Below are 26,131 nucleotides of genomic sequence, written 5' to 3'. Positions count from 1 at the left end.
TGACCCAAGGTCGCGCCAGTGCGTCCTTGTTGTGATCCGCCCGGCGGGGGATGGGCTGACCGCACCGCGCAGCGGTCGCAACGCAGTGGAGAGCCTGGAAGCGAAAAGAATTTGCCGCGCGAGGAAGCCGCGCAGCGGCGGGGAAATTGTTTTCGCTGGAAGGTTGCGGGCATGAAGCCCAAGGCGCAGCCGTGCCAACGCCAGGATTCACGACAAACAAGGACGCACTGGTGCCGGCCCTCTCCGAAAGGTGGCATGGCGGACTCGGTGCCTGCGCACGACGGCTGCATCGGCACGCTGAGCCTCCAACACCCGCAAGGCCATCCCAACGGCAAGGCCGGCGACGATCATGCGCCCCGCCGCGTACAGCGGCGCAGCGCATGGCAGCTACAGGAAGAAGACCAGCGAAGCCGGCCGGCAGCGGACCGCGTCCGTGAGCCGTCCTTCATTGCGTCCTGGCATGGAACCGCCGCCGTCGAGGGCGGCGAGCACATGGGGTCTGCTACTGCAGCAGGCCGTGGCTTGGCATCCGCCTTGTGTTCCGTAGCGCATCGCGCGTCGACACAGCGAAGCACCCTGCATTGACGGCAAGCGCAGCGCGCAGCGCCTTAGGCGCGGAGGCGGGAGGGATTGAAGCCGAAGGCCGTGACGCCAGCGGCGGCACGGGGCGCAGCCCGAAAGCCCGGCGGCACCTCGTGCCGACACGCCATCTGTACTTACGCCCTGCATCCCAAATTCCCGTGGAGGCGAAGCACAGTGAACGCGGGAAAGCCACGGCGTGGCATCATAGAAACCAGCGCAGTAGCGACGCGTCGCATGCACGCAAGGCACCAGCGCCACACATTGGCCGTTGAATACAAAGCGCCTGCAGCTCAGGTCGAAGAGCACACAGGACACATGAAGGGAGGCGCCTTGAAGGAGCCGGAGAAGATCGTTCGCTATTGGCACGCAGTCGAACTGCTGCAGCCGCAAGCGGCACCAAAAATCCAAAAGCGGGATAAAGCGTATCGTCCATTCTTTCACGACACGCCCTTCCAATGCCCTGTTCCTCCATGGACCCCTGAGAGCTTGGTCGCCGAACAACGGCTTCCCGACGACCGGGAATGGAGTCACACGCTCTACTCCTATCTGTATGACAGTCAGCTCGTCGCCAACGCGCTCAAGGAGCTTTATGGCGCGGACCAGGGCTACAGAGAGCCGCAGAACCGGGTGTCCGCGCTGTTCGCGGCGAAATTCAACATGGGCGGTCAGTTCGTGGATGACAGCCTCGTGCTTTCCAGCGAAGCTTGGTTTCTTGGGCGCGCCTTGGCGCGAAAAGATTGGACGCACGGATTCGAGGAGGATCAGCGGACCGCCGCTGAGCAGGCGCAAACGCAATTCCAAGGTCAGGTATCCAGCGGCGCATTGCGGAGCTTCACACTATGGGTGCTCCAATTCTTGGGTCTTTCAGGCTTCTTTACGGATGCAGAACGCACTCAACTGAGATTTCGATCGCAGCCGGTTAAGCCCGACAAATCCACATCGGAGGAAGATCCTCTCAACAGCTTTTTGCTCGAAGACCTGGCCAACGTTGCCGACAGCCTCGGCAAAGGCGAGAGCAGCGAAGCGTTGAATCAATATCTGCGTCACCACGATGAAAGCGTGCGTCTGCATGTTGACAGCGATGCAGCTTCCATGAAGGTGATCGAGCGGCTGCTGCCGACCGCCTATGCCGACAGCTGCTGGCCGACCGAGCGGCACCTGGGACTCGTACATTCACAGCAACTTGCCGTGAACACCGTTCTCTCCACGCTTGCCAACGGACGAGGTTTGCTTGGCATCAATGGCCCGCCCGGTACGGGCAAAACCACCCTGCTGCGCGATTTGATCGCCGCCATCGTTACCAGCAGGGCCGACGTCCTAGCCACGTTGAGGCGTGCTTCTGACGCGTTCGCCAGTAACCCACGCGAAGCTGGCAATGTCGGTGGCAAAGAACAGGCCGCGTTCAAGCTCAACTCTTCGCTGTTCGGCTTCGAGATCGTGGTCGCATCGTCCAACAATGGCGCAGTTGAGAACGTCACGCTCGAACTACCCCAGCGCGACAAGGTCGATGAGAGCTGGCTCCCTGATGCGGAACACTTCGCTGAAGTGGGGAAACTGATCACAGGTAAACCTGCATGGGGCTTGATCTCGGGTGCGTTGGGAAGCAAGGCGCGGCGCAAAACGTTTGTGGACCGGTATTTCTATGGAATTCCGCCACGGCCCGAGTCGCCTAGCCCGGACAGTGGCGCACCTGTGCCCGAAGAGGCCGAAATCGAAAGTGAGGCTGCCGCCCGCGACCTGAACGAAGGTGCGAGCAGCGCGACCGAAGCCATTGGCAACCAAGCCATCCCGCAGCCGCAAAAGAACGTGCCCCAAGGCCTTAATGCACTGCTTGCCACGTACTCACAGGCCAACAAGGATCGCACGTCGGAACAACGTCTCGCCTTGTGGCAGCAGGCTGTTGCCGAATACCACGCCGCCAAAGCTCAGGAGCGCGCCGCGTGCGCCGATGCGAAGCGCATCGGCACATTGCTGCGAAGCCTGCAGGCGATCAGGGAAAAGACGGCGGAGGCCGAGAGCTCCGTGCAGGCGCTCGAACAGCTTCTGGAGAGCACGACGAAGAGCCAAGCACGGCTAGATGCCGAAGAAGGCGCAACTGCCAACGTGGCATTCAAGAATGCGCGGGACGCGCTGACCAAGCACGAAGGAAGCAAGCCTGGATTTTGGGCCAACCTCCGCAGCTTGTGGGGAGCGTCGCGGGCCTGGGCTGCTGCTCTGGAGCAACTGAAAGATCAGCTTGAGCATGCACGGGCCGAGTTCGATCGCATTCGAAGGCTCTCGAAACAATACGAGACCTCCAGAGAGCAACTGGAACTGCAGCGTACCGGATCGCTAAAGCTTTTGCGCCAGTTGCAGGCAGAAAAGCAGTCACTGACCCGACAGGCCAGCGAACTGGCCAGCACATGCGGCGCTGACCACCTGCAAGCATGGCTGGACCACGGAGTCATTGGCCGCGGTGATCCCATCGAGCTGGCAGAGCCATGGAACATCGAGGGCTGGCGGCAGGCACGCTCACGTGTCTTCATCCAGGCGCTGAAGCTGCATCGCACGTTCTTTGAACTGGAAGCCGCGCGGATCCGCTCCAATCTGTTCCTGATCAATTCGATGTTGACCGGACAGAACCTGCAGGGCTTTTCTCGCGATGCGGTTCGATCAGCTTGGGCTTCCCTGTTCATGGTCGTGCCGGTGCTCAGCAGCACCTTTGCCTCGTTCGCACGCTCCTTCAGATCCTTGGGTGTGAACGAGATTGGCTGGCTGTTGGTGGACGAGGCCGGACAGGCCACGCCACAAGCAGCGATCGGCGCGCTATGGCGCGCCAGGCGCGCGCTCTTGGTGGGCGACCCTCTGCAACTCAAACCCATCGTCACCGTTTCCGATGCGGTGCTGGAACACATGCGTACCCGCTATAACGTCGATGCGCATTGGCTTCCCAACCGGCAGTCCGCTCAGACTTTGGCCGACCAAGCCACGGGGTGGGGCCGAATGGCGGGCCCCACCGACAGCAAGACGTGGGTCGGCTTGCCGTTATTGGTGCATAGGCGCTGCGACAGGCCGATGTACGGGGTAGCCAACCGGATTGCTTACGACGGTGCCATGGTGTACGGGACCATTGCGCCGCGCGCCGATAAGGAGACGCGCGCCAGCCTGCCAACGGGATGGATACACGTCGATGGCAAGTCCGAAGGCAACTGGGTTCCTGCCGAAGGAGACGCACTGCAGGCCCTGCTTGCGCTGCTTTTCGATGACGGAGTGAAAGCGGCCGAAATTTCGGTCATCACGCCCTTCAAGGCAGTCCTGGAAAATCTTGAGCGCCTGCTTGGCAACACCATGGTCTCCGGGACCATTCACACCATGCAGGGCAAGGAGGCTCCCGTCATCATCATGGTGCTTGGCGGCAACACCGCTGGCGACGGCGCAAGGGATTGGGTGGTGTCAGAACCCAACTTGTTGAACGTGGCTGCCACGCGGGCCAAGCGACGCTTTTATGTAATCGGCAACCGGGACGACTGGCAGAACCGTGCACTCTTCTGTGATGTCATGGATCTCTTGCCGGTCCGGCAGCTCTCAGAATCAAGAGATGGCATTGACTAACTGATCTCTGTAATCGTGCCTGTTCTCTCCATCCGGGGGAGAAACGCGAGCTGCGCCAAGCGCTGCTGGCGAGCCTGCAACGCTGCAATGGACGCGACACCGAATGCCTTAATCCGTCGGCAAAGCGCCGCGTCGCCCGCACGACACGGCTACCGGACCAGCAAAAAAGTCCGGAAGCCGCGCCGACGGGGACGGCCCGATCAATTACAAGATGAAGCTGCCTTGGTCGGAGAAGCCGCGAGGCTCGATCCGAGCATGTGCAAGGCGAGACTGCAATGCACGCCTACAGTGGATCTGCTCGCCGCCGTCCTGAAGCCACGCCCCAAGGCGCCGCTCCAGCCAGCCACTGGCTACAGCATCCCCACTGCCTAAATCGCAGTACCACTCTGGCTGGATGTCAGGATTACGTGGATTCAGAACAACATGGATGGACAGCTCTCCGCCGCTGATCGCATCCACACTAGCAATCGCTGGAAGGCTTCCATCAACCACGAACCGGTAAGTGCCGGCAGCGCAGCGATGGCTGTCCTCGGCAGCACCTGGCCACCAGTTCTCTCCTTCCGACAAGCCGAACAAATGGCGTGCCAGCCCTGCGTTGACCGCTGCAACCATCAGATTCCGCCAAACCCACCAGCGAGCGCTACGCTGCGTTCTCAGGGGGAAAGTCTTGAACCGTGCGTAGGAATGCTCCAGTTCAGGCAACACCCGCAGATCCTCGGGCGTTGCATAGCCCAATTGCCGAAGACGCCGCACAAGTTTGGAGTTACTGGGCTTTTGGGCCTCGGCAGTGGCCTTGCCAGCAAAGGCTGCACGAAGCGACGCGTGCGTATTGAATCCCAAGGCTGAGGCAACAGCTTCACTCATATGCGATGAAGAAACATCCTTCAAGGCACGCTGGGCCTGACGCTTGAGAGTACGAACAGCAGCTTCGGAAACGAAAAAAGTCGAGACAGTCATGCCAAATTCCTCTGTGACTGGTCGATGTCTGCCGATTACGCATCGACCGAGAGAAAGGCACGGCCAATGAAATAGGGATTTTCCAACGTCGTTTAACCCGGCAGCAGGTTCAGCGGGACGCGGCTGTATTTTTACTATACAGCATCGCTCCGATGCTTCAGTAGTGGTCTTGAGAACCGGGCGCGGCCCCGCCGCAGCCGGTTTTGCTTTCCCCGCCCCCAGGCCGGAACGGGCTGGGCGCGGCGCCGATCGCGGCTATTCCTTCGTTTCGATGATCCACCACTCGGCGCGCGGCAGAACGCGGCCGATGATGGGGTGCGTATCGGTCAGGTCCGCCCGGGCCGACCAGCCCGAGGGCGGGCGGTAACGGCGCACGTCGCCGGCGTCATGCCAGCGGCGGGCGCACACGGTTCCGGGTGCTTAGATCGCCGCCATGCGCGGGCGGCGGTTGATGTTGCGAGACATGGGGTTGCTCCTTCAACGAAACGCCCCGGCCGGGGCCGGGGCGCTGGTCCGATTGCGGATCAGGCGGCCATCGCTTGGGTAGTGGCCTCGTTCTCGCCGTCCCCGCTGTCTTCGGGAACGTCTTGTACCGGGTCCTCTGGCTGCATTTCCTCCTGGTTCTGCGGCAGGTCTTCGGAACGGAAGATCGCCGGCATCCAGCCCGTGCCCTCGGCCAGCCGCTCGGCTTCGCTGGCAACGTCAGCCTTTTTCAGCTTCGCCAACCGGGTGACGTGTTCCGGCGCAAACTCGGTCACTGCATGCAGGATGGCGGCCTTGGAAACATGTCGGAAGTAGCCTTCAGCCGTGGGCCGCCACCACTTCGCCATGTCGAGGCCCACCGCCTGGGCCAGCACCGCGCCGGGCTGGCGAGACGCAGCGCGCAACGTCACCACGTCCACGGTGGCCCCCACGCATACCGCCAGCAACTTGACCAGGTCGTCCTGCTCCATCGCCAGCAACGCGGCGAACAGTTCGGCGCTGTCCTCGGGCAGCTTCGCGGCCCAGCCGCACTGCAGCTCGCGCAGCGCCTCGGCCGCCGGCGACTCGGGAAAATCCGAAGCCACGCGCTCCAGCCGATCTTGCGCGGTGGCTGATACGCCCACCGGAAGATCGCGGCGGAAGTGACCGTCCTGCAAGATGGACTGCACCATGCCATGCACCAGGGCGGCCAGGGCCACATGCGGATGCCGGGCCACCTCGACCTGCAGTGCTGCCGTGCGGTGCGCGCTCAGGCGCTTCGCCAGCCGGTCGGACACGGGGGCGAGTTGGGGCGCGCACTCGCCTTCCTCGCCGTCGTCGTCGTTGCTCGCATCGCCATCGGCAAAGCCTTGCCGCAGCCGCTCCAGCGTCCGCAATGCCTTGGCCTCGGCTTCGCGCATCAGCCCGCGATGGACGACCGCCTCCCCGTGGCGGTCGATGGTGACGACGGCACCCGCCACAGCAAGCACGTTCGCGGCGTAGCACAGCAAGCCGTCCTCCAGCACCTGCAGTTGGCGGCGCAGGTGATCGCTTTCTTCCTGCAAGGATTCCGCCGCTTCTTCATCGTCGGTATCCATCGCGGCCTCGATGGCCTCGTCGATTTCCAACATCCTGTCTTGCAGCTTCTCGATACGCTGGGCTTCGCGCTTGGTCGGGGTGCGGTGCTCTCGCGGTGCGCGTTGGAAGGCGTGCAGGTCTGCATAGGTCGCGGTCGGCACGGCTTCCACCCAGGCCCAGCCCTCCGCCTTCACCTCGGCGGCGATGCCCGCTAACTTCTCGTGGGCCAACCGTTCCAGCAGCGCGGCGTCACTGAGGTACACCCCCGTGTCCGCTTCCGCGAACAGATCACGGCGCACACCGCCGCCTGCCGCCTCGTAGGCTGCCAGCCCCACGAAGCGGGCCAGCGGATTCCGGTAGGCGTCGATTTCTCTTTCGGTGAGGCGTTCGCGCAGCGTAGCCGGATGGCGTTGCCAGGTCGGGGCATCGTAGAAGGCGGATTCCTGCGCGGCGTGGTCATCGGTGATGGCAAGGGCCATCAACTGCTCCAGGCTCACGGCGTCCGCACGGTAGTCGGCCATGAGGCGCGGCGAGACGTTCGCCAGCTTCAACCGGCGCTGGACCACCAGCGGGGTGACAGAGAAGTCGGCCGCAATGTCTTCGATGGGCCGCCCCTCTGCCACCAGCGCGGCAAAAGCCTCGAACTGGTCGGCTGGGTGCATGGCCTCGCGCTGCACGTTCTCCGTGAGGCTGGCCGTGCGGGCCGTGCCGTCGGCCACCAGCAGGCAAGGCACTTCCCATTCCTTGCTGAGACGGCGCTTCTTCGCCAGCAGCTTCAACGCGGCCAACCTGCGGCCACCGGCAACCACCTCGTAATGCTCGCCATCGGCGGATGCGATCACGATCAGGTTTTGCAGCAGGCCCACCCGCTGGATGTTGGCCGCCAGTTCGGGGATGGACATGCGCGGGGTCTTGCGCACGTTGCGGCCCTTCGGGCGCAGCACCAGCCGTGACAGCGGCACCAGGATCAGGTTCTTGGTCGGGTCGGCGGCTTCCAGCGGCACGGCGACGGCATCGACGGCGCGGACTTCATTGTGGGTAATGGCGTTCATGGCTTATCTCCAATCCAGAAAAAAACAGGGAATGGAGGGGACCGTCCCCTCCAGGCACGGGGAACAGGTCAGGCTTTCAGTTGGCGCAGGCCATCGGCCAGCAGCCAGAGCGCGCGGTTCAACCGCACGTCGGAGTCGATGCCCTGCACGGGCCGGGTCTGCTGTCGGCGCCCGTTGGCGCTACGCCCGGCCAATCCGCCCTTGGTGATGTTTTCCTGCACCCGGTTGAACGTGGTCCATAGGTCGGGCCGGCGGTCGTCGAATCGGCGCGGCATCAGCACCTGCGATTCGGTCACGGGCGCGGGCTTGTTCGGGTCGTCGTACTTGAGGGCCAGTGCGGCGCGGGCGAACACCTCGGCCTCGCCCTCGTCCAGCGTGATACCGCGCATCAGGTCGCGGGATTCCTTCACCCGCTCAAAGCCGCTCAGCACCTCGAAGGCGCCTTCGATGACGGCCCCGGCCACGTCGCCCTTGTGCGGCACGCGCACGTCCGCCACCGTGTCCCCGCACACCAACCCGTTGCAGCACACGAACCGGAACATGCCTGCCAGCATCTGGTAGCTGCTGGTGCCGTCGTGCGAGTTCAGCAGGATGATCTCGTTGGCCTCCGCGCCGTTGATCTGGCTGGCGTGGCGCAGGCGGATCATGTGCTTGGTGTGCTCGCGCTTGCCCTCGTCCCGTACGCGGGTCTGCGTCACCGCGAAGGGCTCAAAGCCTTCCTTGCGCAGCTCGGTCAGCACGGCGGCGGTGGGGATGTAGCTGTACCGCTCGGAGCGGCTTTCGTGCGGGGCTTCGGCGAAGATGGACGGCGCCACCCTGCGGATCTGGTCGTCGGACAGCGGGGAGTCGCTGCGCAGCGACGGGGAACGGGAAGCGAAACGAGATGCGAGTTGCATGGTCTTTCTCCTGACGAAAAGGCTGTTGAAGAAACACCGCACACCGGATTCCTAGATTCGGAGCCCAGCCTTCCGGCTGTTCTGTGCGGTTGGCACGAGGAACCCGGTTGGCCCTGTTGCCACCGTCTTTCCTGAGTTCATCGCCCGCGACGGTCAGGAGCGCGCGGACGGATGCCGTCAAGGAGAAAAGCGCAGGGTTGGTGCGGCCCGCAGGCGCAGCCGAGGACACGGCCCTGCGCGCCTTGACGGCGCACGGACGCGGGCTACAGTCGCGGACAAGGTGATGAAGTCAGGGAAGACGGCTGGACACGGCGCCGACCACCTCACTGCGCCGAACCGCACGGCAAGCGAAGCGCGCAGGCCCGAAGCTGGAAGCCGGGCCGGAGGCGTCAGCCGAGCGGAGCGAGGGAACGATGGAAGCCCGCCAGGGGCGAGACCCGCGCAGCGGGGCTCGATGCGCAGCACGACAGCGCGACCGGCCATCTCCCAGAGGGCCGGGGACGCCCAACCCCATGCGCCTCATAAATCGGGGGCATTCCAGCCATGCACGTTGCGCAGGGTCGCTAAGCCCGACTCTCTTGCAGCGGAAGCGATGATCGCGGCGCCAGCAAAACTTGGCACACCGTCCCGGAAGCAGGATGGGCCAAGCCCACTCGGCGACAGCCTATCTAGACTTCAACGCACTCCCGTCCGATCCAGAACAATGGCCTTTCCAGAAAGCTCGCTCAAGGACCTCTCGGCACTCATCGAGCGCATGACGCGCCCGGACGGCAGATCGCGCCATCTTCCGATGGGCAGCCAGCACAAGAAGTGGATTGAGCCCACGCTCATCATCATGATCGTCGTCAACACGGCGCTGCTCGCCATCGCTCTCCAAATCGAGCGGCGCTATCCAGGGGTGCTGCCAGCGAGGATCTCGCCGAACTGGGCGCTGGTGACCATCGTCCCGTCCATGGCCTACTTCCTGCTGTTCTTCTACGACGCCGGGAAGATGCTCCTGGAGCAACGACGCAACCCCTGGGGCACGATCTACAAGCAGTTCCAGGCCGACATGGTGTTCGACGCGGCCTACATCGAGCAATTGAGGGCGTTTCCGAAGGAAATGCTGAAGTACGCCTTGGTCCAGTACCGCCACCGTTGGAGCCGCGTCGATGGCAGGGTCATGCTGCTGTCGGGCGACGTCAAGAAACTGGGCCTGTTCCCCGGCCTTCTGGCAGTCCTCGTAGCGACCCCAAAGCTATGGGAGGGCCCATGGAGCACCTGGATCTGGCCAGCAGTCGCGATGACGGGCGGGTTCTATCTCATCGCCTTCCTTGTGATCGCCTCAGGCGAGCGACGCGCCCAGGTCTTCGACCTGCTCGAATACGCCATCGCCCAACCCGAACCAGCCGCCCCAGGCAACACCTCCCCGCCGGACCCGATCCAACCCTCCCTGGGCGTGACGCCGAGGCATCCCAGCTCCGACGCTCCCAACCAGCCAACGGCGCCAGCCCCAGGAAAATCCCGACACGGCACTGGGCAACTTCCCGATACCGCCGGACGCGATCCCGTGGGAATCTGACCATGCCGGACGCGGGCGCCATTGGCAGGTCCTCCCGCGAGCGCCTGAGCAGCGCCACGCCGGCGATACCACAGCGCCAACCTGGGCGGTGTGCGCCGCGCAAGCTAGGTGCTCCGGCGAGGACTCGTCCCAGCAAGCATCTCCCGCAGTAACTCCACGGACGCCGCAGCCACCGCCCCAGCGAGTTGCGTCTTGTACGGCGAACCAATGGCATGGGCACCTGCAGAGTCGGTCGAGCAGCACCTGGGTAGCCAGTTGCACGCCGGGCGACCAGGCCACGACAGCACCGACCTCGGCAGGCCGCACGGCGGCCAGCCGCGGGCCCAGCGTGGCACCGAGCGAGCTTCCTACACTGGGCGCGCAGGCGCCGCGCACAGCTAACGCAGTGGGGGATCCATCTCATGCCAAGGCCGGGGAACCACGTCACTAGAACGTGCCACTGCTCTGTGGGTAGCGTGTCTTGGCGCTCATCAATGGAAGAGCGCGACAATTACATCATGTATTCTGCCGTGCGCATTTTAGAGCGAGGCGCGAAAGCATCTTTATTTTCAACGCCAACCATATGCACATCCAAAAATCAACCTACTATCAACTTATAGCATTACTGGTTGTAGTCGCCTTTGGGTCTTGTGCATGGCTATGGCTCACACCCAGCGGGCGCAAGCTGTGCTGCTCAAGTAGGTACAAAACCTTCGTCAGTCCCGATCAACGCTTCCGGGTAGAGGTGTTTGGCACACGCACACTCTTACCCAGGTTTCCGGGCTCTTCTGGGGATGCACCGGGTTTTGTACGACTGAAGACCCGAGAAGGCAAGGTGCTGCAAGAGCAAGACATCGCAGCCGTACAATTGGTCGAACAGATTCGCTGGTCGTCCACAAGCGTGGATGTTCCGTTGATTGCTGAATGGCCTCTGCCCAGCGAGGTGGCTGCACCGGCAGAACCTCCCGGAGAATGACGCCGTTCACGACGGCCCGGCTACCTTACACCTGTGCATATCCCTCTCCCGCATCCGAGCGGATACCCAGGCCCTGGGCGATACGAACGGGCGCGGCGAAAGCCGCGCCCAACGAAGCCCCAGGGTTCAGCACAACCCCTTTTCAGCCATCGACACTGCGGTGCATCCCGCCACGACGATGTGATCCAGCATGCGGATGTCCATCAGGTTCAGCGCCTCCCGAAGTTGCCGCGTCAGCGCCTTGTCAGCGCTGCTCGGCGTCGCGCTCCCGCTGGGATGGTTGTGCGCCAGGACCACCGCGGCCGCGTTCAGCCGCAGTGCCTCCTTTACCACCTCGCGCGGATACACCGGCGCACCGTCGATGGTCCCGCGGAACATCTCCACGTACTCGATCAAGCGATGCTGCGTATCCAGGAACAGAACGGCGAACACCTCGCACTCAAGGCCCGCCAGCTTCGCGCACAAGAACTCCTTCGACGCGCCGGGCGAGGTGAACTCCGCGCCCCGCTGCACCTTCAGGTCGGCCACGCGTCGCGCAGCCGCCAGGATCTGGTCAACGGACGCAGGACGGTAGCGCCCCCGGCCGTCGCGCACGTGCAGCGACGCATCGACATCGAGAATGGACAGGTTCGACATGGTCATGATCAGCTCCGGTTGCTCGGGCGGAATTGCCCGGCACCGCCGCCATCACGGCGCAGCGCAAGCTGTCAGGGGTCGAAGACGGCCGCAGGCCGCCAGCGTGCCCACAGGCACGCGCAGCCCTTGACGGGGAGAACGCCGTGGTACGGTGAAGGGATCGGCAACTCCGCACCCCTCACCCAAACGAAGCCAGGATCCGCAAGCGAAGCGCGCAGGCCCGGCGAACCTCGCCGGGCCGAAGATGCGGCGACCGCAATCGGAAGCAGCGGCGTAAGACCGAGCGCAAAGGAAAAGGCGCCGCCCGCCTCACGGCAGGCAGCGCCCGTGAGGCTTTGGTGCTGGCACCCCAGCTGACGCCTACCTGTGAGGAATCAGCACGCTGCAGCGCACTCTCGATAGGAAGCCCCTGGAGACCGGAATCGTAAAGGAACCCGTGACGTTGCGAGCCAGCACTCACTTGGGATTCCCTCCGAATCCTTGCAGCCGCACCTGAATGAACTCCAGCAATGCCCGAACCCGCGCAGTGACCGAATGACGGTGACTGTAGGCACCGAGCAATTGCAGTGGTGCAGGGCTTAGATCCAGTTGCACTTCTTGCAGCCGGCCCGCGGCAAGATCGTCCTGACATGGGTAAGCAGCAACGATGGCGAAGCCAAGGCCCTGGCGCGCGCCCGCCACCGCGAGTTCCCCGCTGTTGACGCGATAGCGGCTGCGCACGGGCACCTTCACGATCTCGCCCGCAGGATCGAGAAACTGCCAGGGCTGCCCCTTCAGGGCGCTCACGGTGGTGATGCACGGCAGGGACTTGAGTTCGTGCACGTGGCGCGGCATTCCGGTTTGGGCCAGGAGCGCGGGGGACGCGACCACGATGCTGGGCAACGTCGCCAGTTCGCGGGTGATGAACGCACTGTCATCCTGACGCCCGCGGTGGAAGACGATGGAGAGGTCCATGTCCTCGCGCAACACTTCCAGGCCGGTCAGGCGCGTGTCGCATTCCAACTCAATGCCAGGATGAAGACTGCAGAATTCGGCGAGGATCGGCGCGAGCAGCCTGGGTGCTTCGTTGGGCATGCACATCCTGAGAGGCCCCTTCAATTGGCCTTGTACTGCGCCGAGCTCCTCCTCCGTGGAGAGCAAGGCGTCGAGGACAGGTTTGGCGCGCTCGTACACCAGCCTGCCGGCTTCCGTCATGCGCAGATGGCGCGTGCTGCGTTCCAGCAAGCGCACTCCCAGCCTGCGCTCCAGCGAGGCGACATGACGGCTGACGTTGGATGACGGCAGGGCCAGCAGGCGCCCCGCACCGGAAAAGCTCTGCTCGTCTACGACGGCCACGTAGACACGGACTGTGTTTAGGTCGAGGTTGTTGCGCACATTATCCCGTTCAAGGTATGAAATCATCCCTGATTCGCATACTAGTTGCCAAAAACGGCAGAGTCTAGGATGCACTCCCGTCCAATAGACACCCTTCACGGGGTGTCCGGACCCATTGAATCGGGATGCATCGGAATGGAAATCGGAATACTTGGCGGCGGAATCGCGGGCTTGAGCGTGGCCCTCGCGTTGCATAGGCAAGGGCACACCCTGCGCGTCTACGAACGTCGGAATGGGCCGGCCACCATGGGCGCTGGCGTGACGCTTTGGCCCAACGCTGGCTTTGTGCTGCAGGAACTCGGGTTGTTGGAGGATGTCGGGGCGGTGGGCGGTCGGCCATTGTCGGTATACCGCAAAGACGCAGCGGGTGATTCGCTGGGAGGCCTGGACATCACGCTGCTGGACCGGCTCATGGGCTACCCGACCCATACGATCCTGCGTCGCGATCTGCAGGCGGTGCTGCTGGACCACGTGACACGCGCTGGTATCCGGGTGGAGTTCGGGCATCGGGCGGTCGCGATTGATCTGGATGCCGGCGACAAGGCCGTGGCGCGGTTCGAGAACGGGAAAAGCATCCGTCCAGATATACTCATTGGTGCCGACGGCCGCATGGACTCGATCGCACGCAAATTCGTCGCAGGGGACAACACCCCCATCTACCAAGGGTTCGTGAACTGGATCGGCGTTGCCCAGGGAAGTGGCGCGTTGGTCAGCGACCTCGCAATTCATGACTACTGGGGGACCGGCGATCGTTTCGGTTGCGTGCCGATCCGGACGGATCTGGTGTACTGGGCTGCCGCGCAGGCGCGGCCATTGCCCGAGGCGACGCCAGCAGCGGAGATGCGCAAGGAGGTGATGGACCTGTTTGCAGGATGGCCCGAGCCTGTCGCCCGCCTCATCGAATCCACGCCGGCGCACTCCATCCAACTGATCGCCGTGCACGACGTGGAGCCGCTGCACACGTGGAGCCGAGCGAATGTGCTGCTCGTCGGCGATGCGGCGCACGCGCCACTGCCAACCTCCGGCCAGGGCGCCTGTCAGGCGTTGGAAGACGCTTGGCATCTGGCAAGATGCCTCGATGGGGCCGACGGCGGCCTGGATGAAGCACTGATGCGCTTCGCAGCGGTGCGCAGTCCAAAGACCACCAAGCTGGCAGAGCAGGGCCGAATGTTCGCGCGCGGCCTTTTCGCCCAAGACCCCGAAACCTGCCGTCTTCGCAATGAGCGCGCAAAGGCGTCCGATCCATTGCGTGACGCTCAAGCGATGGCGGCTGGATGGTCGCAGGGTTTGCCAATGGCCAATTGCACCGACGAGATGTTGGGGAGCGGCGTCGGGAGCTTGTACCGCCTATAGGCGTCGGCAACGTCTGCCGTCAGCGTCTCGCGCAAGCTTGCACGCACCGGCGACAGACTACCTAGCACGCGCCAGGAATTTCGCGCCTGAGCAAGCAAACGTGCGGTGAATGGCAGATGGGCACTGCGCACACTGCAGATGGTCGTAGCACGCACGGGAGTGCTCATGGCGCCAACAGCCGTTTCAATGCCGCGATCTCGGTCGATGCGGCCGCCCGCGAAGCTGCTTCCATAGCGCGGTAGTGCTTGATCAGGAGGAGGCCAGTGGACGAGAGGCTCGCGCCACCGCCTTGCGAGCCTCCTTTGGCCGTGCTCACCGCGGGCTCGATGAGCGCAGCATTCATCTCCGACACCAGCAGCCACGCCCGTCGATAAGACATATCGAGCTGTCGGGCTGCGGCCGAAATACTGCCCGTCTCGGCAATCGCCTCCAGCAGTTGCACCTTCCCAGGACCTATCGCAATGCTGTCATCCCGATAGATACGCACCCGGAATTGGACTTTTGACTTCATGGCCAAGGCTGTGAAAGAAGATATCTTTGAGCGTACTGCAGAGCACAGCGGATGCAGACGAACGGGTGATGGAAGAGTGAATGCAGTACTGGCTCATCCATGAACCAACTGCAGGACCCCTCGTCTGCGCGCCGGTGCATTGCGGAGGGCACGCAACGTAGATTCCATGACGATCAAGACGTTGACAGACATCTCATCGACCTGTTGCCCCAACAAATCGACTTCAAGTTCGGCGCAGAAGGTTCTTCACGCGATTCGATGTGCACCATAGAATACATCGAAGGTCAGTTCTTACTTGGCCCAGAAGGTTAATCGGTTCGGAGCAACAGATGCCCACGGCGTGCCGGTCAGTACGTTGACGTAGAGCATCCGCGCACAGAACGCCCTGCAGCGCCCAACCGATCGAGAGACCCAGGCATCCGTTTCAAGCACTCACGCCCGAGGTTAAGACCGAGGGCGCCCCTCCCCCTCCCCCGATGACGATGACAACCGAAAAAATTGATGTTCCAGACCGGCGAGAAGCTACCGGCACAAAATTCTCCCTGAATAGCATGCAGTTCGCGCGCGGTCAGTCCTGGAACGCCGTCACTCGGATGGCCGAGGGCATACGCCCCGGCATGACCGAGCAGCAGGCTCAGGAACACGCCAAAGGGGTGCTCCACCAAATGGGCATGGACCGCATCTGGCATCCCATCATCATCCGCTTTGGAGAAGCAACACTCGCCACATTCAGGGAGCGCACGGACCCTACGCGTGTTCTCGGCGAGCAAGACATCTTCTTTGTGGACATCGGCCCTGTATGGCAGGGCCATGAAGGCGACGCGGGTGATACCTTCGTCGTGGGCGATGATCCTGAAATGCATGCCTGTGCACAGGCTGCTCGTGCGCTATGGCACGAGGTTGCCGAACACTGGCGGCTCCATAAGACCAGCGGCCAAGCCCTGTATGCCTACGCAGCAGAGCGCGCAGAGGCCATGGGCTGGCGTCTGAATCAAGACATCAAGGGCCATCGGGTATGCGATTTTCCGCATGCCATTTACAAGGCGGGCAATCTAGGGGACTTCGGCCTGTGCCCCGCTACTGGCCTTTGGATCCTGGAGATCCAGATTGCTCATCCGTCACGCCCGTTTGGTGCGTTCTATGAAGACTTGCTTTCCGAAGATGAGCCGCGATGACATTGCCGAGCATTGACGCACCGCGACCGGGGCGTCTTTGGATCACTTCAGCTTGGCCCTGGCTGTGGAGATTTCCCGTACGGGAGCCTAGAGGGGACTGCCGCAGCAACCATGAGACAGGATACGGTGGACGATAAAATTTCACTCATCAGGCCATCTTTGCAAAAGAAGATGTTGGAAGTGTGTGACCGAAAGATCGCGGACAAGGGATGCAACGTTGGCCTGTCTTTCTACGCCTTCTTTGCCAACAAGAACGACGACCCTGTGAGATAGCCCCCTGATTCCCCGGCCCTGTCCTGTCGCTTATCTTTGGAGATAGGAACAGGACTGTGCATATGACTAGGCATACGGAGGCAGTAGAGGTAGTGGTGAAGGACCAGCGCCGCAGGCGCTGGTCCCTGGCTGAGAAAGCGGCCCTGGTGCGGCGCACTTACGAGCCGGGCATGAGCGTGTCGCTGGTGGCCCGCCAGGAAGGTGTCTCGGCGGGACTGCTGTTCCAATGGCGCAAGCTCGAACGCGAGGGAGCGTTGACGGCCGTGTCTGCAGGTGAGGCGGTGGTGCCGGCATCGGAGCTGGCGGCGGCCCGGGCAGAGATCGCCAAGCTCCAGCGCGTGCTCGGCAAGAAGACCCTGGAGAACGAAATCCTCAAGGAAGCCGTGGAGTACGCCGCCGAAAAAAAGTGGATTGCGCGCTCGCCCTTGTTGCCCGGGGACGACCAGTGAAGACGGTCTGCCGGACGATGGGACTGGCGCGCTCGCATGTGCGTGACCTGCTGGTGCGCGATGACGCATGGACCGATGGCCGCAGGTACCGCACGCCCTGCGGTGATGCCCAACTGCTCGCAGAGCTACGCCAGGAGATTGCGCAGTTGCCCAGCTACGGCTACCGGCGTGCCTGTGCCCTGGTCAATCGCCAGCGCGCTGCGCAGGGCGCGCCCAGGGTCAATGCCAAGCGCGTCTATCGCGTGATGGCAGGCGCTGGCCTGCTGCTGCCCAAGGCCCCCAGGCGCAGGCAGTCCGCTCGCACGCATGAGGGCCGAGTGGCGGTCTCGCGCAGCGACTTGCGGTGGTGCTCCGACGGTCTGGAAATCCAGTGCGACTCCGGCCAGACCGTGACGGCCACCTTCACGAAAGACTGCTGCGACCGCGAGGTCATGGCCTGGAGGGCCTGGGAAGGCAAGGGGCTACCTGGTGAGCCGGTACGCGAGATGCTCATCGAAGCTGTCGAGCGCCGCTTCGGCGCGGTGGAGGCGGTGCCGGCAGGCCAGGCGCTGGAGTTCCTGAGCGACAACGGCGGGGCCTACATCGCCGCCGAAACGAGGGCGCTGGCATGCGCGCTGGGCCTGAAGCCCATCAACACGCCCGTATGCAGCCCACAGAGCAACGGCATTGCCGAGAGCTTCGTCAACACCTTCAAACGAGACTACGTGGCCCGCATGGACCTGCGTGACGCCCGGACGGTGCTGGCACAGCTACCGGCGGCCTTCGAGCACTTCAACGAGGTGCATCCGCACTCGTCGCTGAAAATGCGCTCGCCTCGGGAGTTTAGGTGGCAACAGGCCGCCCGGGTGCGACTGGCACCATCGATGGACCAGTCGCTTTATTGCGAATAGGACGGGGCCGGGAAAACGGGGGCAACATCACCTGAGCTTTTGATGGAAGCTGCCGAGTGGTGGATAAGAACCCATCAGTTCGATCACTTCGAGAAAGCAACGAAGATCCGAGCCGTGGTCGCTAAGTTAGGCATACGTTAGGCAAGGTCTGCAAATCCCCCATTCGGCAAGCCGCCAGCGTGCCCACAGGCACGCGCAGCCCTTGACGGCGAGAACGCCGTGGTACGTTGAAGGGGTCGGCAACTCAGCACCCCTGCCCAAACGAAGCCAGGATCCGCAAGCGGAGCGCGCAGGCCCGGCGAACCTCGCCGGGCCGAAGATGCGGCGTGCGCAATCGGAAGCAGCGGCGCAAGACCGAGCGCAAACGAAAAGGCGCCGCCCGCCTCACGGCGGGCAGCGCCCATGACTGCGATCAGGTGGCTTCGCGCTTCAGCAGCGACTGCAACTGATCGATCAGCCCGACCTCGACGAATACGCAGTCCTGGCAGGACTCCAAGGGCACGTCGAACAGCTGCGCGAACACCTCTCGCCGTAGATGCGCCACGTGCCCTGTCCGGTACGCATGCTCCGGCTTCAGGCGCTCTGCATTGGTCGCCAACGCGCTGCGCTCAGGATCACACTCGATCAACGCGACGAAGCCATCGTCGGCGAACTTCCGGTGCTCGGGACACAGCCCCCAGCCCGTCCTCGTGTGACGCTCCATGCTGGCGCGCAGGCGCTTGTCCAGCAGGAGGGAGCCAGTCTCGAACGCGCTGCCACAGACCAGGCAGACGTGTTGTTCCAGCGAAACGTGCGATTTCTCGTTCATGGCGATCTCCGGTTGCTCGGGCGAAATTGCCCGGCACCGCCGCCATCACGGCGCAGCGCAAGCTGTCAGGGGTCGCAGACGGCCGCAGGCCGCCAGCGTGCCTACGGGCACGCGCAGCCCTTGACGGCGAGAACGCCGTGGTACGTTCGAGGGAACGGCAACTCCGCCCACCCCGACCCCAAACGAAGCCAGGACCGGCAAGCGAAGCGCGCAGGCACGGCCCGAAGGGCCGGGCCGGAGGCGTCAGCCGAGCGTGAAGCGAGGGAACGATGGAAGCCCGTCAGGGGCGAGACCCGCGCCGCGGGGCTCGATGCGAAGCACGACAGCGCGGCCCGGCGTTGCCGGGGGACGCCCACTGCCTATCTATGACCATCCAAGGTGGGGAGATACCATCTGGCAAAAGGGCAAGGGAATCGCACGATGCCAAGAAGGAAAAGGAATACACCAGCCGAATACGGCGGCTTCATCCTGACATTCGAACCTGGGCGTACCCAGTGGCTGCAAGAACGTTTGCATCCACAGGTAGATTTTTCGGACTCGTTCTCCGCGCTCGACTGGGACATCGAGTCGCGAGAACTGGTCGCCCTGGCTCTGCAACAGGAACCGATTCAAATCCATGCGTTTGCCATGATGGAACACATGCATGGCAGCGGCGGCTCGGGCAAACGCAAGATGCGCATGGTCAAGCCATTGCTTGTCTTCGGTCGGCCCATCACCTCCAGAATGCTGGCGCCACTGAACCTGGAATCGCTCGTCAGCACTCCAGAGCGATTGACGCGATTGGACGGGCAGACCTGGAACCAGTTCATAGAGCGGCTGCAACAAGTGCGCCCGGCCGACGCAGATCGCATCAACGACATCATTGCCCTGCGCACTCAGCAGCATCGATTACCCGAGAACAGCCAGCGCGAACTCCGTTTGAATGAGCAGCGAGACGGCCTGGGCCTGGCCTTGGATATTGGAGGGCTGGACCGTGCGGAAGTCCTCAAATCAATGAACATCGAGCGCGCCCCGGAAGCCACATCGGTGCTGGATCTGTTGGACGCCCTGCCTGTTCATGAGCGCACACTGCTGGAGCACGACAGCAGGATCTTCAATAACCTTCTTGGAGAACGGCCAGTCAGGGTCGCCACTTTTGACAACGGCGACGACCGCTCGGTTCGAGTAATCGTCACCGACCAGACAGATCTGGAGACCGTACTGGGCATCGACCTCCTGATCTACAACAGCTGCTACGACAACTACGTCCTTCTGCAGTACAAGCGCATGCGTAAGGAGCCTGAGAGTTGGGCCTATCCGGTTCCGCCTTCATCAGATCTGCTCACTCAATTGCAGAAGACCAAGAACTTCAAGGCCGCGGCAGCGCGCCTCAACCTCGCGCCATCGCCATCGCTATGGAGCTACAGGCTGAGCCACGAGCCCTTCTTCTTCAAATTCTGTGAGCAATTTCGCCCCAATGCACGCGACGAAAGCCTGATCCCTGGCATCACGATGTCAGCCGATCATCTGGACGAGTTCCTTCAATTGCCTGAAGCCAAGAACAAGAGAGGGAGCACATCCGTTGGCTATCACAACTGCCCGCGCTACTTGAACAATTCGGAGTTCATCCAACTGGCAAAGTCCGGCTGGATCGGCACCAGTGCCCAGTCAGCCACGTTGTTGAAGGAAGTCTTGCGCGCCAACCAGGACGGTGGCCGGCAGGCCATGCTCGCCATCATCGATCCGCCGGAGGAAAAGTCCGCAGCCGGCCGACGCCGATAGTGAACCGGCACATCGGCACGATCTTGCTCGCCGCATCCTTTCTACGCCCCAACGGGTTGGGCCGATAGCCCCCGAGAACCACCATACCTCCATGCAGCAAAAAACGATGGAGGTCCATGTGGAGCAACGATCACAGATACCGGTTGAGAACAGCAATGCAGCCCAGCCCACGGAGCCGTTCAATCCGATCAAGGCGCCAACTTCCTTGCGTCGTTCCTGCTCCGACATGCGGGACTCGTCCGCCACGGGCTAACTCTTGGCGCCAAGCTACTCGTGTGAGCGAATTGAACCCCACGGCCACCTAGACTTAAATGCGAAGTTTTTTCATAATATTTTTCAAATACACCCCCTACTCTTTATACAACTTTCGGCCTCCACGATGTCAAGGCTTGCCATCAACGATGTATATGCGCCCACGGACATCGACAGCGTTCCCCGAGACGTCGTTGCCCTCAGCGCCACATCAGTGGCGAAGGACTGGGAAAACGCAAGGCACCACCATCACAAGGCCCAGCTGATCTATTCCGTTCGGGGGATCCTCAACTGCGAAGTCGAAGAAGGCGTCTGGATCGTGCCTCCACAGTGCGCGATATGGATCCCCGGAGACCTGCCACACTCGGCACGAGGGTCCGGCGAAACCGAAATCTATTGCCTGTTCGTCGAACCCGATGCAGCACCGGATCTCCCTAAATCCTGCTGCACGATCTCAGTCTCGCCATTGCTGCGCGAACTGCTATTGAAGGCGGCCGGCTTTCCTGAGCTGTACGCGCTGGGCGGGCGGGAAGCCCGATTGATCGCGACATTGCTCGACGAGTTGGTGGAGGCGCCGGTGGAGGACCTGCACCTGCCCATGCCGCGCGACCCCCGATTGCGCCGCCTCGCGGAAATGATGCTGACCGACCCCACGGACAAGACCCCGAAGGCCGATTGGGCCACCCGGATTGGCATGAGCGAACGGAGCATGAGCCGCCTGCTGCAGCACGAAATTGGAATGAGCTTCGGACGCTGGCGCCGGCAACTGCACGTCATCCTCGCGCTTCAACGATTGACCAAGGGCGATAGTGTGCAGACGGTGGCATTGGAACTGGGGTACGAAAACTCCAGCGGGTTCGTCACCATGTTCCGCAAGGCGGTGGGCAAGCCACCGGCACGCTATCTCGCGGACCGAACGAACGGCGCGGAGCCTGCTTCCGTGCCCGCCATCACGCTTGCCGACGCAACCTCGCCGTGACGGGATCGGCGCCGCGTCGTCCTTCCTTGCGCAGTTGCCGACATTTCGCACAGGTCGCAGTGATTGTGAAGGCGGGCTCCGCGTCGAGAGCGAAGCCCTCTTCGCCCGCCACCGATTGCAGGTATTTACGCAGCATCAGGTCTTCAATGAAGACCAGTCGCGCGCCGCAATGGCAGCGCAGTGTCATGTAGCCGGCATCCAGCGCGTCGGGTTTGGTGGCATAGAACGCGCGCCCGCGTGCCCCTTCCGTGCGAACAATTAACCCGGCAGTCCATAGATCATTCAACGCCTTGTAGATCGATCCCGGCGTCAGGCTGTCGAATTGCCTGCAGAGGGCGCGATACATCTGGTTGGCATCGAGGCAACCCGGCGCCGCTCTGGCCAACGCGCTCAATACACTGATCCGAGCAATCGTTGGCCTCAGTTTGCGCGCCACCAGGCGTTGCTCCAGAGACGACGCCTGTATGCCGATCTCGGCTCCGGCTTCTGCAGCGTGCTTCATTTTGTATCTGCCTGAAGCCTGGCTCTTGTTGCCGAACGCTGCGATCATGTCCACGATCCGAGGTGGATCATTTTGTTGCTCCATATCCATTTCCTTCGCTGCCGAATCCCGGCTGTTGCGTGACACATAGAGACTTACAGAGTGGTCTCGGGCAAGGGGCGATGGCGAAGGTCGCACTCCACCGACAGCCACAAGTTCTAGTGCCAGCCGCCTGATCCCAATCGCCCCCAGGCGCCTTGAACGCGCTAATCCGTGTTGAACGCCACGCATGGCTGCAGCGTCCACCCGTGAGTTCGCGCCTTTCAGGCAGGTTTGCGCCACAGGTACGTCGAGGTGGCGGACCGACCGGCGCCATGCGCTGATCTGTCTGTGAAGGCTCTCGAACCGGTCGCGTGTGTCGATCGGTGCCTCTTGCGCTGCATTGTGGGATCAGCCTATCCGTTTCGCCCGCATCCATCTTGCGAACTCAAGCCAGACTGTTTGTCATTTCAGCCAAAAACACCGACTGGGCCGTGGCCTGAACGGACAATGTTTTGGCCTGAATTCGCTATCGAGCCAACTTCATTTCGCTGTCAAATTACGCATTCAAATGTTAATGAGTATTATTTGATGCGCAATCTCAAGGATGCTGAAGGGCTCCAGTGGCAAATCGGTATGCGTGCCATGCGCTCCGCCCCTCCCGGACTGGATGGGTCCACCCGGAGCGCCCGCAGGATGGCCCCCCGCAGCGTGCTGAGCTCGGCAGTCGCGGCGGTCGCTTTCGCCAGCGCGCAGGGCGCATGCGCAGCCGGGCCTGCGCAGCCGCAGGAGGCCACCCTTCCGGCCGTCTCCGTCACGGGTCGGGCGGATGCAGCGACCACAGATGGCACAGGCTCCTACACCACCGGCGAGACGGGGGCAGCCACGCGCCTGCCGCTGTCGCTCAAGGAGACGCCGCAGTCGGTCACGGTGATCACCCGCCAGCGCATGGACGATCAGCAATTGAATTCGGTGCAGGGCGTGCTGGAAAGCACCACCGGCATCGCCGCGTACCAATCCGACAGCGAACGCACCAGCTTCTATTCGCGCGGCTTGCTGATCAACAACGTCCAGTACGACGGCATTCCCACGGTGATCGGCAACACCGTCAATGGCAGCGGCATCGGTGCGCTCGACACAGCGTTCTACGACCGCGTCGAGGTCGTGCGCTGCGGCTCGGGTTTGCTGACCGGCACCGGCAATCCGTCGGCTGCCATCAATCTGGTACGCAAGCGCCCGAGCCGTGACGTCTCGGCGTCCGCCTCGCTGGGTGCCGGGAGCTGGGATACCTATCGGGGCATGGCCGACGTTTCCACGCCGTTGACCGCCGACGGCCGCATTCGCGCACGCCTTGTGGGAACGTCTCAGGACGGCCACTCATACATCGATGGCTACAAGCCGAAAAGGAAGGCCGCCTACGGTATCGTCGAGGCCGACCTGACCGCGGCCACGACCGTGAGCTTGGGGTACGACTACCAGGACATCACGCCGAAAGGGGCCACCTGGGGCGGCTTGCCGCTGTGGTTCAGCGATGGCACGCAGGTGGACTATCCACGTTCCAAAAGCTATGGCCAAGACTGGAGCCACTTCGACAATACGCTCAAGACGGGATTTGCCGAGATCGAGCACCGCTTTGACAACGGCTGGAACCTCCGGGCCATTGCCAACCAATACCGCACCGAAACCGATGCAGAACTGATCACCTTGGGCGGCCGCCCCGATCGCGCCACCGGGCTGGGCATGTTTCCCGCCGGCGCTTATCCGGTCGCGCTGGCATCGCAGGGGCGTAGCCGTCAGAACAGCTTCGATGTCATGGCCAGCGGCCAGTTCGATCTGCTGGGCCGCCAGCACGACCTGGTAATTGGCGCGACGGACTCGCATCGCACGGCCAGCCAGGAGGATGTGGCGCCCTTCCCGGCGGGCTTCATGCCGGTGAACGTCTATACGCTGCGCCCAGCCACTCCCCGGCCCGACTTCGGTGCGATGGCTTGGATTCCGACTCGCACCCGAATCAAGCAGAGCGGTGTCTATAGCGCAGCGCGGTTTTCGCTGGCTGATCCACTGAAACTGATCATCGGCGGGCGTTTCAGCAACTATGAAATCGACGACACCGCTGGTGGTACGGCGGTGCACTACAAAAAGCGCGGCGAATTCACTCCGTACGCCGGGCTGGTCTATGACATCAACACCACCTATTCGGCCTACGCCAGCTACACCGGCATCTTCAATCCACAAACCGACTACCGGGACAGCAACGGCAACGTGCTCACCCCATCCAAGGGAAAGACCAAGGAAATCGGCCTCAAAGGCGCCTACCTGGACGGACGCCTGAATACCACGGTGGCCTTGTTCGAGACGGAACTGGATAACGCAGCACAGATGGTCCCCGGCACCCTTACCCCGAGCGGGGCCCTTGCCTACAGAGGCGCGGACGGGACGAAGTCGCGCGGGATCGAACTGGATGTGCAGGGCGAACTGGCGCGTGGCTGGAACGTTTACGCAGGCGTCTCCCACTTCTCGGCACATGATGGCGATGACGTCCGCCTTAATTCGCAACTGCCGCGCACCAACGCGCAGCTTTTCACCACCTACCAATTGCCGGGAACATGGAACCAGTGGACGCTGGGTGCCGGCGCCAAATGGCAAAGCCGCTTCTACCAGGCTCCCAATACAGGCACCAGTTCGCTAGGAGGGCAGCAAAGCCCATATGCCCTGGTATCGCTAATGGCTCGCTACGCCATCACGAAGAAGACCAACGTGGCGATCAACGTCAATAACGTGTTCGACAAGAAATACGCGCTGCAGAAGGGCGATTTCGACACGGTGAGCTACGGCGCCCCGCGCAACGTGATGGTGACGCTGGACTACAGGTATTGATCACCCGCAGCCCGAACCATCGAGAAAAGTGTTCATGCCTCCCACCTCTACCCAAGTAGTACCAATGAACCATCCCAACAAGGTCGCACTGTTCTGGCTGGCGACAGCCATCGGCGTCGTGCTGTCCGCGACACTCCATTTGTTTTTCTATGTCAACGAGTTCGTCCGGGTGCGCGGAGCGACACCTGCCCTCACGTTTGACACCGGTACGTTATGGGTCGTTTCCGCATTCTATGGCCTATGGATAGCCACGGTGCTTCTTGCACTGATCGGAACCCGCAGGACCGATTGGATCACCCTGGTCGCCGGCAGCCTGCTCGTCGCCCTGAGCACACTCGGGGGGATTGCAGACGGACTGCGTGACGGCTGGCATGTCACCTTCGCGGCCATCCTCTTCATCACCCTGCCCGGCGCGTTTGCCGTAGCAGTCACCTGGCGCCATATCGCAGGCAAAGGAGTTACACATGTCCATGAATAGTTCGAACTTTCCCTTGGTCTGGGTGAGCTTCTCGCACGAACCCGGACATGACGACCAGAAGGACTTCGACGAATTCGAGGCCAATTTGCGGCGCGGTGAACCCTTCGTGATCCTGAGTGATAGCGCGCCTGAGGGGGACGACCATGAGCACACGCCAGAGGAAAAGAAGCGAACCGCGCTCTGGATGAAAAAGCACAAGACTGAATTGCGAAAGCTCGTCCAGGCAATGATCCTGATCGAACCCAATGCGGCAAAGCGTCTGGGTTTCAAGGCTTTCGCGACGGTCTTTGCAAAGTTCTGGGGTTATCCCCTCCTGCTTGCTTCTTCGCGTGAGCAGGCGGTAGAAATGGCAGAAGAATTACTTTCATCAAAAGGTATTTAACCTCGCCAACAATGCCCCACGTCGCCGCCCAATATCGTAGGGATCTCAAGCCTCGCGCTGATGGCGCTGTTAAGGCTGGAACGCACAGTCACGCGGAGGCTTACGCCAATCAGGGGCCTGCAGAAGGAGCTGTGGGTTCCTGCGGACCATACTCCTTCCTCAAGCCACTTCGCGTGAGGAGGCGATTGAGACAGCAGGAGGTCTGCCCGCAAAAAATGAGGCAATCTCGCTCGCCGAAGGCCCACACCACGAGGAATCATCCTAAAATTGCGCGCTTGAT

At 62.4% G+C, this 26,131-nt stretch carries 20 protein-coding genes; 12 read left to right on the top strand and 8 right to left on the bottom strand.

The window, feature by feature from the left end; translation table 11 throughout:
* Positions 1-912 precede the first annotated feature (912 nt).
* The gene (locus tag AB3X07_RS10285; protein ID WP_369944404.1) at positions 913-4,173 is read left to right on the top strand and encodes an AAA domain-containing protein; all 3,261 of its coding nucleotides are present in this window, start codon (positions 913-915) and stop codon (positions 4,171-4,173) included.
* A 204-nt stretch (positions 4,174-4,377) separates the two neighbouring features.
* On the opposite strand, the gene AB3X07_RS10280 is transcribed toward AB3X07_RS10285, so the two are convergent.
* From AB3X07_RS10280 to AB3X07_RS10270, 3 genes are all read right to left on the bottom strand, one after another.
* Entirely contained in the window at positions 4,378-5,130 is a 753-nt protein-coding gene (locus tag AB3X07_RS10280) for a hypothetical protein (RefSeq protein WP_369944403.1), read from the bottom strand.
* A 524-nt stretch (positions 5,131-5,654) separates the two neighbouring features.
* A complete protein-coding gene (locus AB3X07_RS10275; protein ID WP_369944402.1) occupies positions 5,655-7,721 on the bottom strand; it encodes a ParB/RepB/Spo0J family partition protein in 2,067 nt (688 codons plus the stop codon).
* A 68-nt stretch (positions 7,722-7,789) separates the two neighbouring features.
* Positions 7,790-8,617 carry a DUF932 domain-containing protein gene (locus AB3X07_RS10270; RefSeq protein WP_369944401.1) on the bottom strand — a complete coding sequence of 276 codons (828 nt, stop codon included), beginning with the start codon at positions 8,615-8,617 and terminating at the stop codon, positions 7,790-7,792.
* 703 nt (positions 8,618-9,320) lie between these two features.
* Here AB3X07_RS10270 and AB3X07_RS10265 point away from each other — a divergent pair.
* Complete coding sequence (locus AB3X07_RS10265; RefSeq protein WP_369944869.1) at positions 9,321-10,178, top strand: hypothetical protein; 858 nt, start codon at positions 9,321-9,323, stop codon at positions 10,176-10,178.
* 1,081 nt (positions 10,179-11,259) lie between these two features.
* Here the strand turns inward: AB3X07_RS10265 and AB3X07_RS10260 are convergent.
* Both AB3X07_RS10260 and AB3X07_RS10255 read right to left on the bottom strand, forming a co-directional pair.
* Entirely contained in the window at positions 11,260-11,769 is a 510-nt protein-coding gene (locus tag AB3X07_RS10260) for a JAB domain-containing protein (protein ID WP_369944712.1), read from the bottom strand.
* A gap of 456 nt (positions 11,770-12,225) precedes the next feature.
* Entirely contained in the window at positions 12,226-13,170 is a 945-nt protein-coding gene (locus AB3X07_RS10255) for a LysR family transcriptional regulator (RefSeq protein WP_369944400.1), read from the bottom strand.
* A gap of 150 nt (positions 13,171-13,320) precedes the next feature.
* Here AB3X07_RS10255 and AB3X07_RS10250 point away from each other — a divergent pair, with 150 nt between their 5' ends.
* Positions 13,321-14,496: an FAD-dependent monooxygenase gene (locus AB3X07_RS10250; RefSeq protein WP_369944711.1), complete on the top strand. Its 1,176-nt coding sequence runs from the start codon at positions 13,321-13,323 to the stop codon at positions 14,494-14,496.
* Positions 14,497-14,659: 163 nt separating this feature from the next.
* Here the strand turns inward: AB3X07_RS10250 and AB3X07_RS10245 are convergent, their stop codons facing one another.
* The gene (locus tag AB3X07_RS10245) at positions 14,660-14,938 is read right to left on the bottom strand and encodes a winged helix-turn-helix domain-containing protein (protein ID WP_369944399.1); all 279 of its coding nucleotides are present in this window, start codon (positions 14,936-14,938) and stop codon (positions 14,660-14,662) included.
* Between the two features lie 551 nt (positions 14,939-15,489).
* Here AB3X07_RS10245 and AB3X07_RS10240 point away from each other — a divergent pair.
* The 4 genes from AB3X07_RS10240 (at position 15,490) to AB3X07_RS10225 (ending at position 17,935) form a co-directional block, all read left to right on the top strand.
* Positions 15,490-16,182: a M24 family metallopeptidase gene (locus AB3X07_RS10240; RefSeq protein WP_369944398.1), complete on the top strand. Its 693-nt coding sequence runs from the start codon at positions 15,490-15,492 to the stop codon at positions 16,180-16,182.
* Between the two features lie 111 nt (positions 16,183-16,293).
* Positions 16,294-16,455 (top strand): DUF6500 family protein, encoded by a 162-nt coding sequence (locus AB3X07_RS10235; RefSeq protein ID WP_369944397.1) that lies wholly within the window; start codon positions 16,294-16,296, stop codon positions 16,453-16,455.
* 62 nt (positions 16,456-16,517) lie between these two features.
* A protein-coding gene (locus AB3X07_RS10230) for an IS3 family transposase (protein ID WP_369944396.1) occupies positions 16,518-17,794 on the top strand; the annotation gives its coding sequence in 2 pieces (ribosomal slippage) (positions 16,518-16,848 and positions 16,848-17,794; 1,278 coding nt in all).
* 42 nt (positions 17,795-17,836) lie between these two features.
* Positions 17,837-17,935, top strand: a complete 99-nt coding sequence (locus AB3X07_RS10225) for a DUF6500 family protein (protein ID WP_369944394.1) — start codon at positions 17,837-17,839, stop codon at positions 17,933-17,935.
* A 271-nt stretch (positions 17,936-18,206) separates the two neighbouring features.
* Here the strand turns inward: AB3X07_RS10225 and AB3X07_RS10220 are convergent, their stop codons facing one another.
* A complete protein-coding gene (locus AB3X07_RS10220) occupies positions 18,207-18,602 on the bottom strand; it encodes an ATPase (protein ID WP_369944393.1) in 396 nt (131 codons plus the stop codon).
* Between the two features lie 420 nt (positions 18,603-19,022).
* Here AB3X07_RS10220 and AB3X07_RS10215 point away from each other — a divergent pair, with 420 nt between their 5' ends.
* Entirely contained in the window at positions 19,023-20,363 is a 1,341-nt protein-coding gene (locus AB3X07_RS10215) for a hypothetical protein (RefSeq protein WP_369944392.1), read from the top strand.
* A gap of 379 nt (positions 20,364-20,742) precedes the next feature.
* The gene (locus AB3X07_RS10210) at positions 20,743-21,594 is read left to right on the top strand and encodes an AraC family transcriptional regulator (RefSeq protein WP_369944391.1); all 852 of its coding nucleotides are present in this window, start codon (positions 20,743-20,745) and stop codon (positions 21,592-21,594) included.
* Here the strand turns inward: AB3X07_RS10210 and AB3X07_RS10205 are convergent.
* Complete coding sequence (locus tag AB3X07_RS10205; protein ID WP_369944390.1) at positions 21,566-22,144, bottom strand: Fur family transcriptional regulator; 579 nt, start codon at positions 22,142-22,144, stop codon at positions 21,566-21,568. The two genes, AB3X07_RS10210 and AB3X07_RS10205, sit on opposite strands and share 29 nt — an antisense overlap.
* A gap of 561 nt (positions 22,145-22,705) precedes the next feature.
* Between AB3X07_RS10205 and AB3X07_RS10200 the strand changes: the two genes are divergently transcribed.
* The 3 genes from AB3X07_RS10200 (at position 22,706) to AB3X07_RS10190 (ending at position 25,851) form a co-directional block, all read left to right on the top strand.
* The gene (locus AB3X07_RS10200; RefSeq protein ID WP_369944389.1) at positions 22,706-24,991 is read left to right on the top strand and encodes a TonB-dependent siderophore receptor; all 2,286 of its coding nucleotides are present in this window, start codon (positions 22,706-22,708) and stop codon (positions 24,989-24,991) included.
* Positions 24,992-25,055: 64 nt separating this feature from the next.
* Positions 25,056-25,469: a hypothetical protein gene (locus tag AB3X07_RS10195; RefSeq protein ID WP_369944388.1), complete on the top strand. Its 414-nt coding sequence runs from the start codon at positions 25,056-25,058 to the stop codon at positions 25,467-25,469.
* Positions 25,456-25,851 (top strand): hypothetical protein, encoded by a 396-nt coding sequence (locus tag AB3X07_RS10190; RefSeq protein WP_369944387.1) that lies wholly within the window; start codon positions 25,456-25,458, stop codon positions 25,849-25,851. Before AB3X07_RS10195 ends, AB3X07_RS10190 begins: the two co-directional genes overlap by 14 nt.
* The last annotated feature ends 280 nt before the right edge of the window (positions 25,852-26,131 follow it).

The organism is Xanthomonas sp. DAR 35659 (assembly GCF_041242975.1).
Classification (GTDB): domain Bacteria; phylum Pseudomonadota; class Gammaproteobacteria; order Xanthomonadales; family Xanthomonadaceae; genus Xanthomonas_A; species Xanthomonas_A medicagonis.
The sequence above is the reverse complement of the archived record's forward strand: the minus strand, read 5'-3'. Positions and strand labels throughout refer to the sequence as shown.

Bases quoted from the DNA above. Each gene is read 5' to 3' on its own strand.
- AB3X07_RS10205 (WP_369944390.1), bottom strand. From the start codon at position 22,144: ATGATCGCAGCGTTCGGCAACAAGAGCCAGGCTTCAGGCAGATACAAA.
- AB3X07_RS10240 (WP_369944398.1), top strand. From the start codon at position 15,490: ATGACAACCGAAAAAATTGATGTTCCAGACCGGCGAGAAGCTACCGGC.
- AB3X07_RS10255 (WP_369944400.1), bottom strand. From the start codon at position 13,170: ATGATTTCATACCTTGAACGGGATAATGTGCGCAACAACCTCGACCTA.
- AB3X07_RS10195 (WP_369944388.1), top strand. From the start codon at position 25,056: ATGAACCATCCCAACAAGGTCGCACTGTTCTGGCTGGCGACAGCCATC.
- AB3X07_RS10225 (WP_369944394.1), top strand. From the start codon at position 17,837: ATGGAAGCTGCCGAGTGGTGGATAAGAACCCATCAGTTCGATCACTTC.
- AB3X07_RS10265 (WP_369944869.1), top strand. From the start codon at position 9,321: ATGGCCTTTCCAGAAAGCTCGCTCAAGGACCTCTCGGCACTCATCGAG.
- AB3X07_RS10200 (WP_369944389.1), top strand. From the start codon at position 22,706: ATGCGCAATCTCAAGGATGCTGAAGGGCTCCAGTGGCAAATCGGTATG.
- AB3X07_RS10280 (WP_369944403.1), bottom strand. From the start codon at position 5,130: ATGACTGTCTCGACTTTTTTCGTTTCCGAAGCTGCTGTTCGTACTCTC.
- AB3X07_RS10190 (WP_369944387.1), top strand. From the start codon at position 25,456: ATGTCCATGAATAGTTCGAACTTTCCCTTGGTCTGGGTGAGCTTCTCG.
- AB3X07_RS10235 (WP_369944397.1), top strand. From the start codon at position 16,294: ATGAGACAGGATACGGTGGACGATAAAATTTCACTCATCAGGCCATCT.
- AB3X07_RS10210 (WP_369944391.1), top strand. From the start codon at position 20,743: ATGTCAAGGCTTGCCATCAACGATGTATATGCGCCCACGGACATCGAC.
- AB3X07_RS10270 (WP_369944401.1), bottom strand. From the start codon at position 8,617: ATGCAACTCGCATCTCGTTTCGCTTCCCGTTCCCCGTCGCTGCGCAGC.
- AB3X07_RS10215 (WP_369944392.1), top strand. From the start codon at position 19,023: ATGCCAAGAAGGAAAAGGAATACACCAGCCGAATACGGCGGCTTCATC.
- AB3X07_RS10220 (WP_369944393.1), bottom strand. From the start codon at position 18,602: ATGAACGAGAAATCGCACGTTTCGCTGGAACAACACGTCTGCCTGGTC.
- AB3X07_RS10260 (WP_369944712.1), bottom strand. From the start codon at position 11,769: ATGTCGAACCTGTCCATTCTCGATGTCGATGCGTCGCTGCACGTGCGC.
- AB3X07_RS10275 (WP_369944402.1), bottom strand. From the start codon at position 7,721: ATGAACGCCATTACCCACAATGAAGTCCGCGCCGTCGATGCCGTCGCC.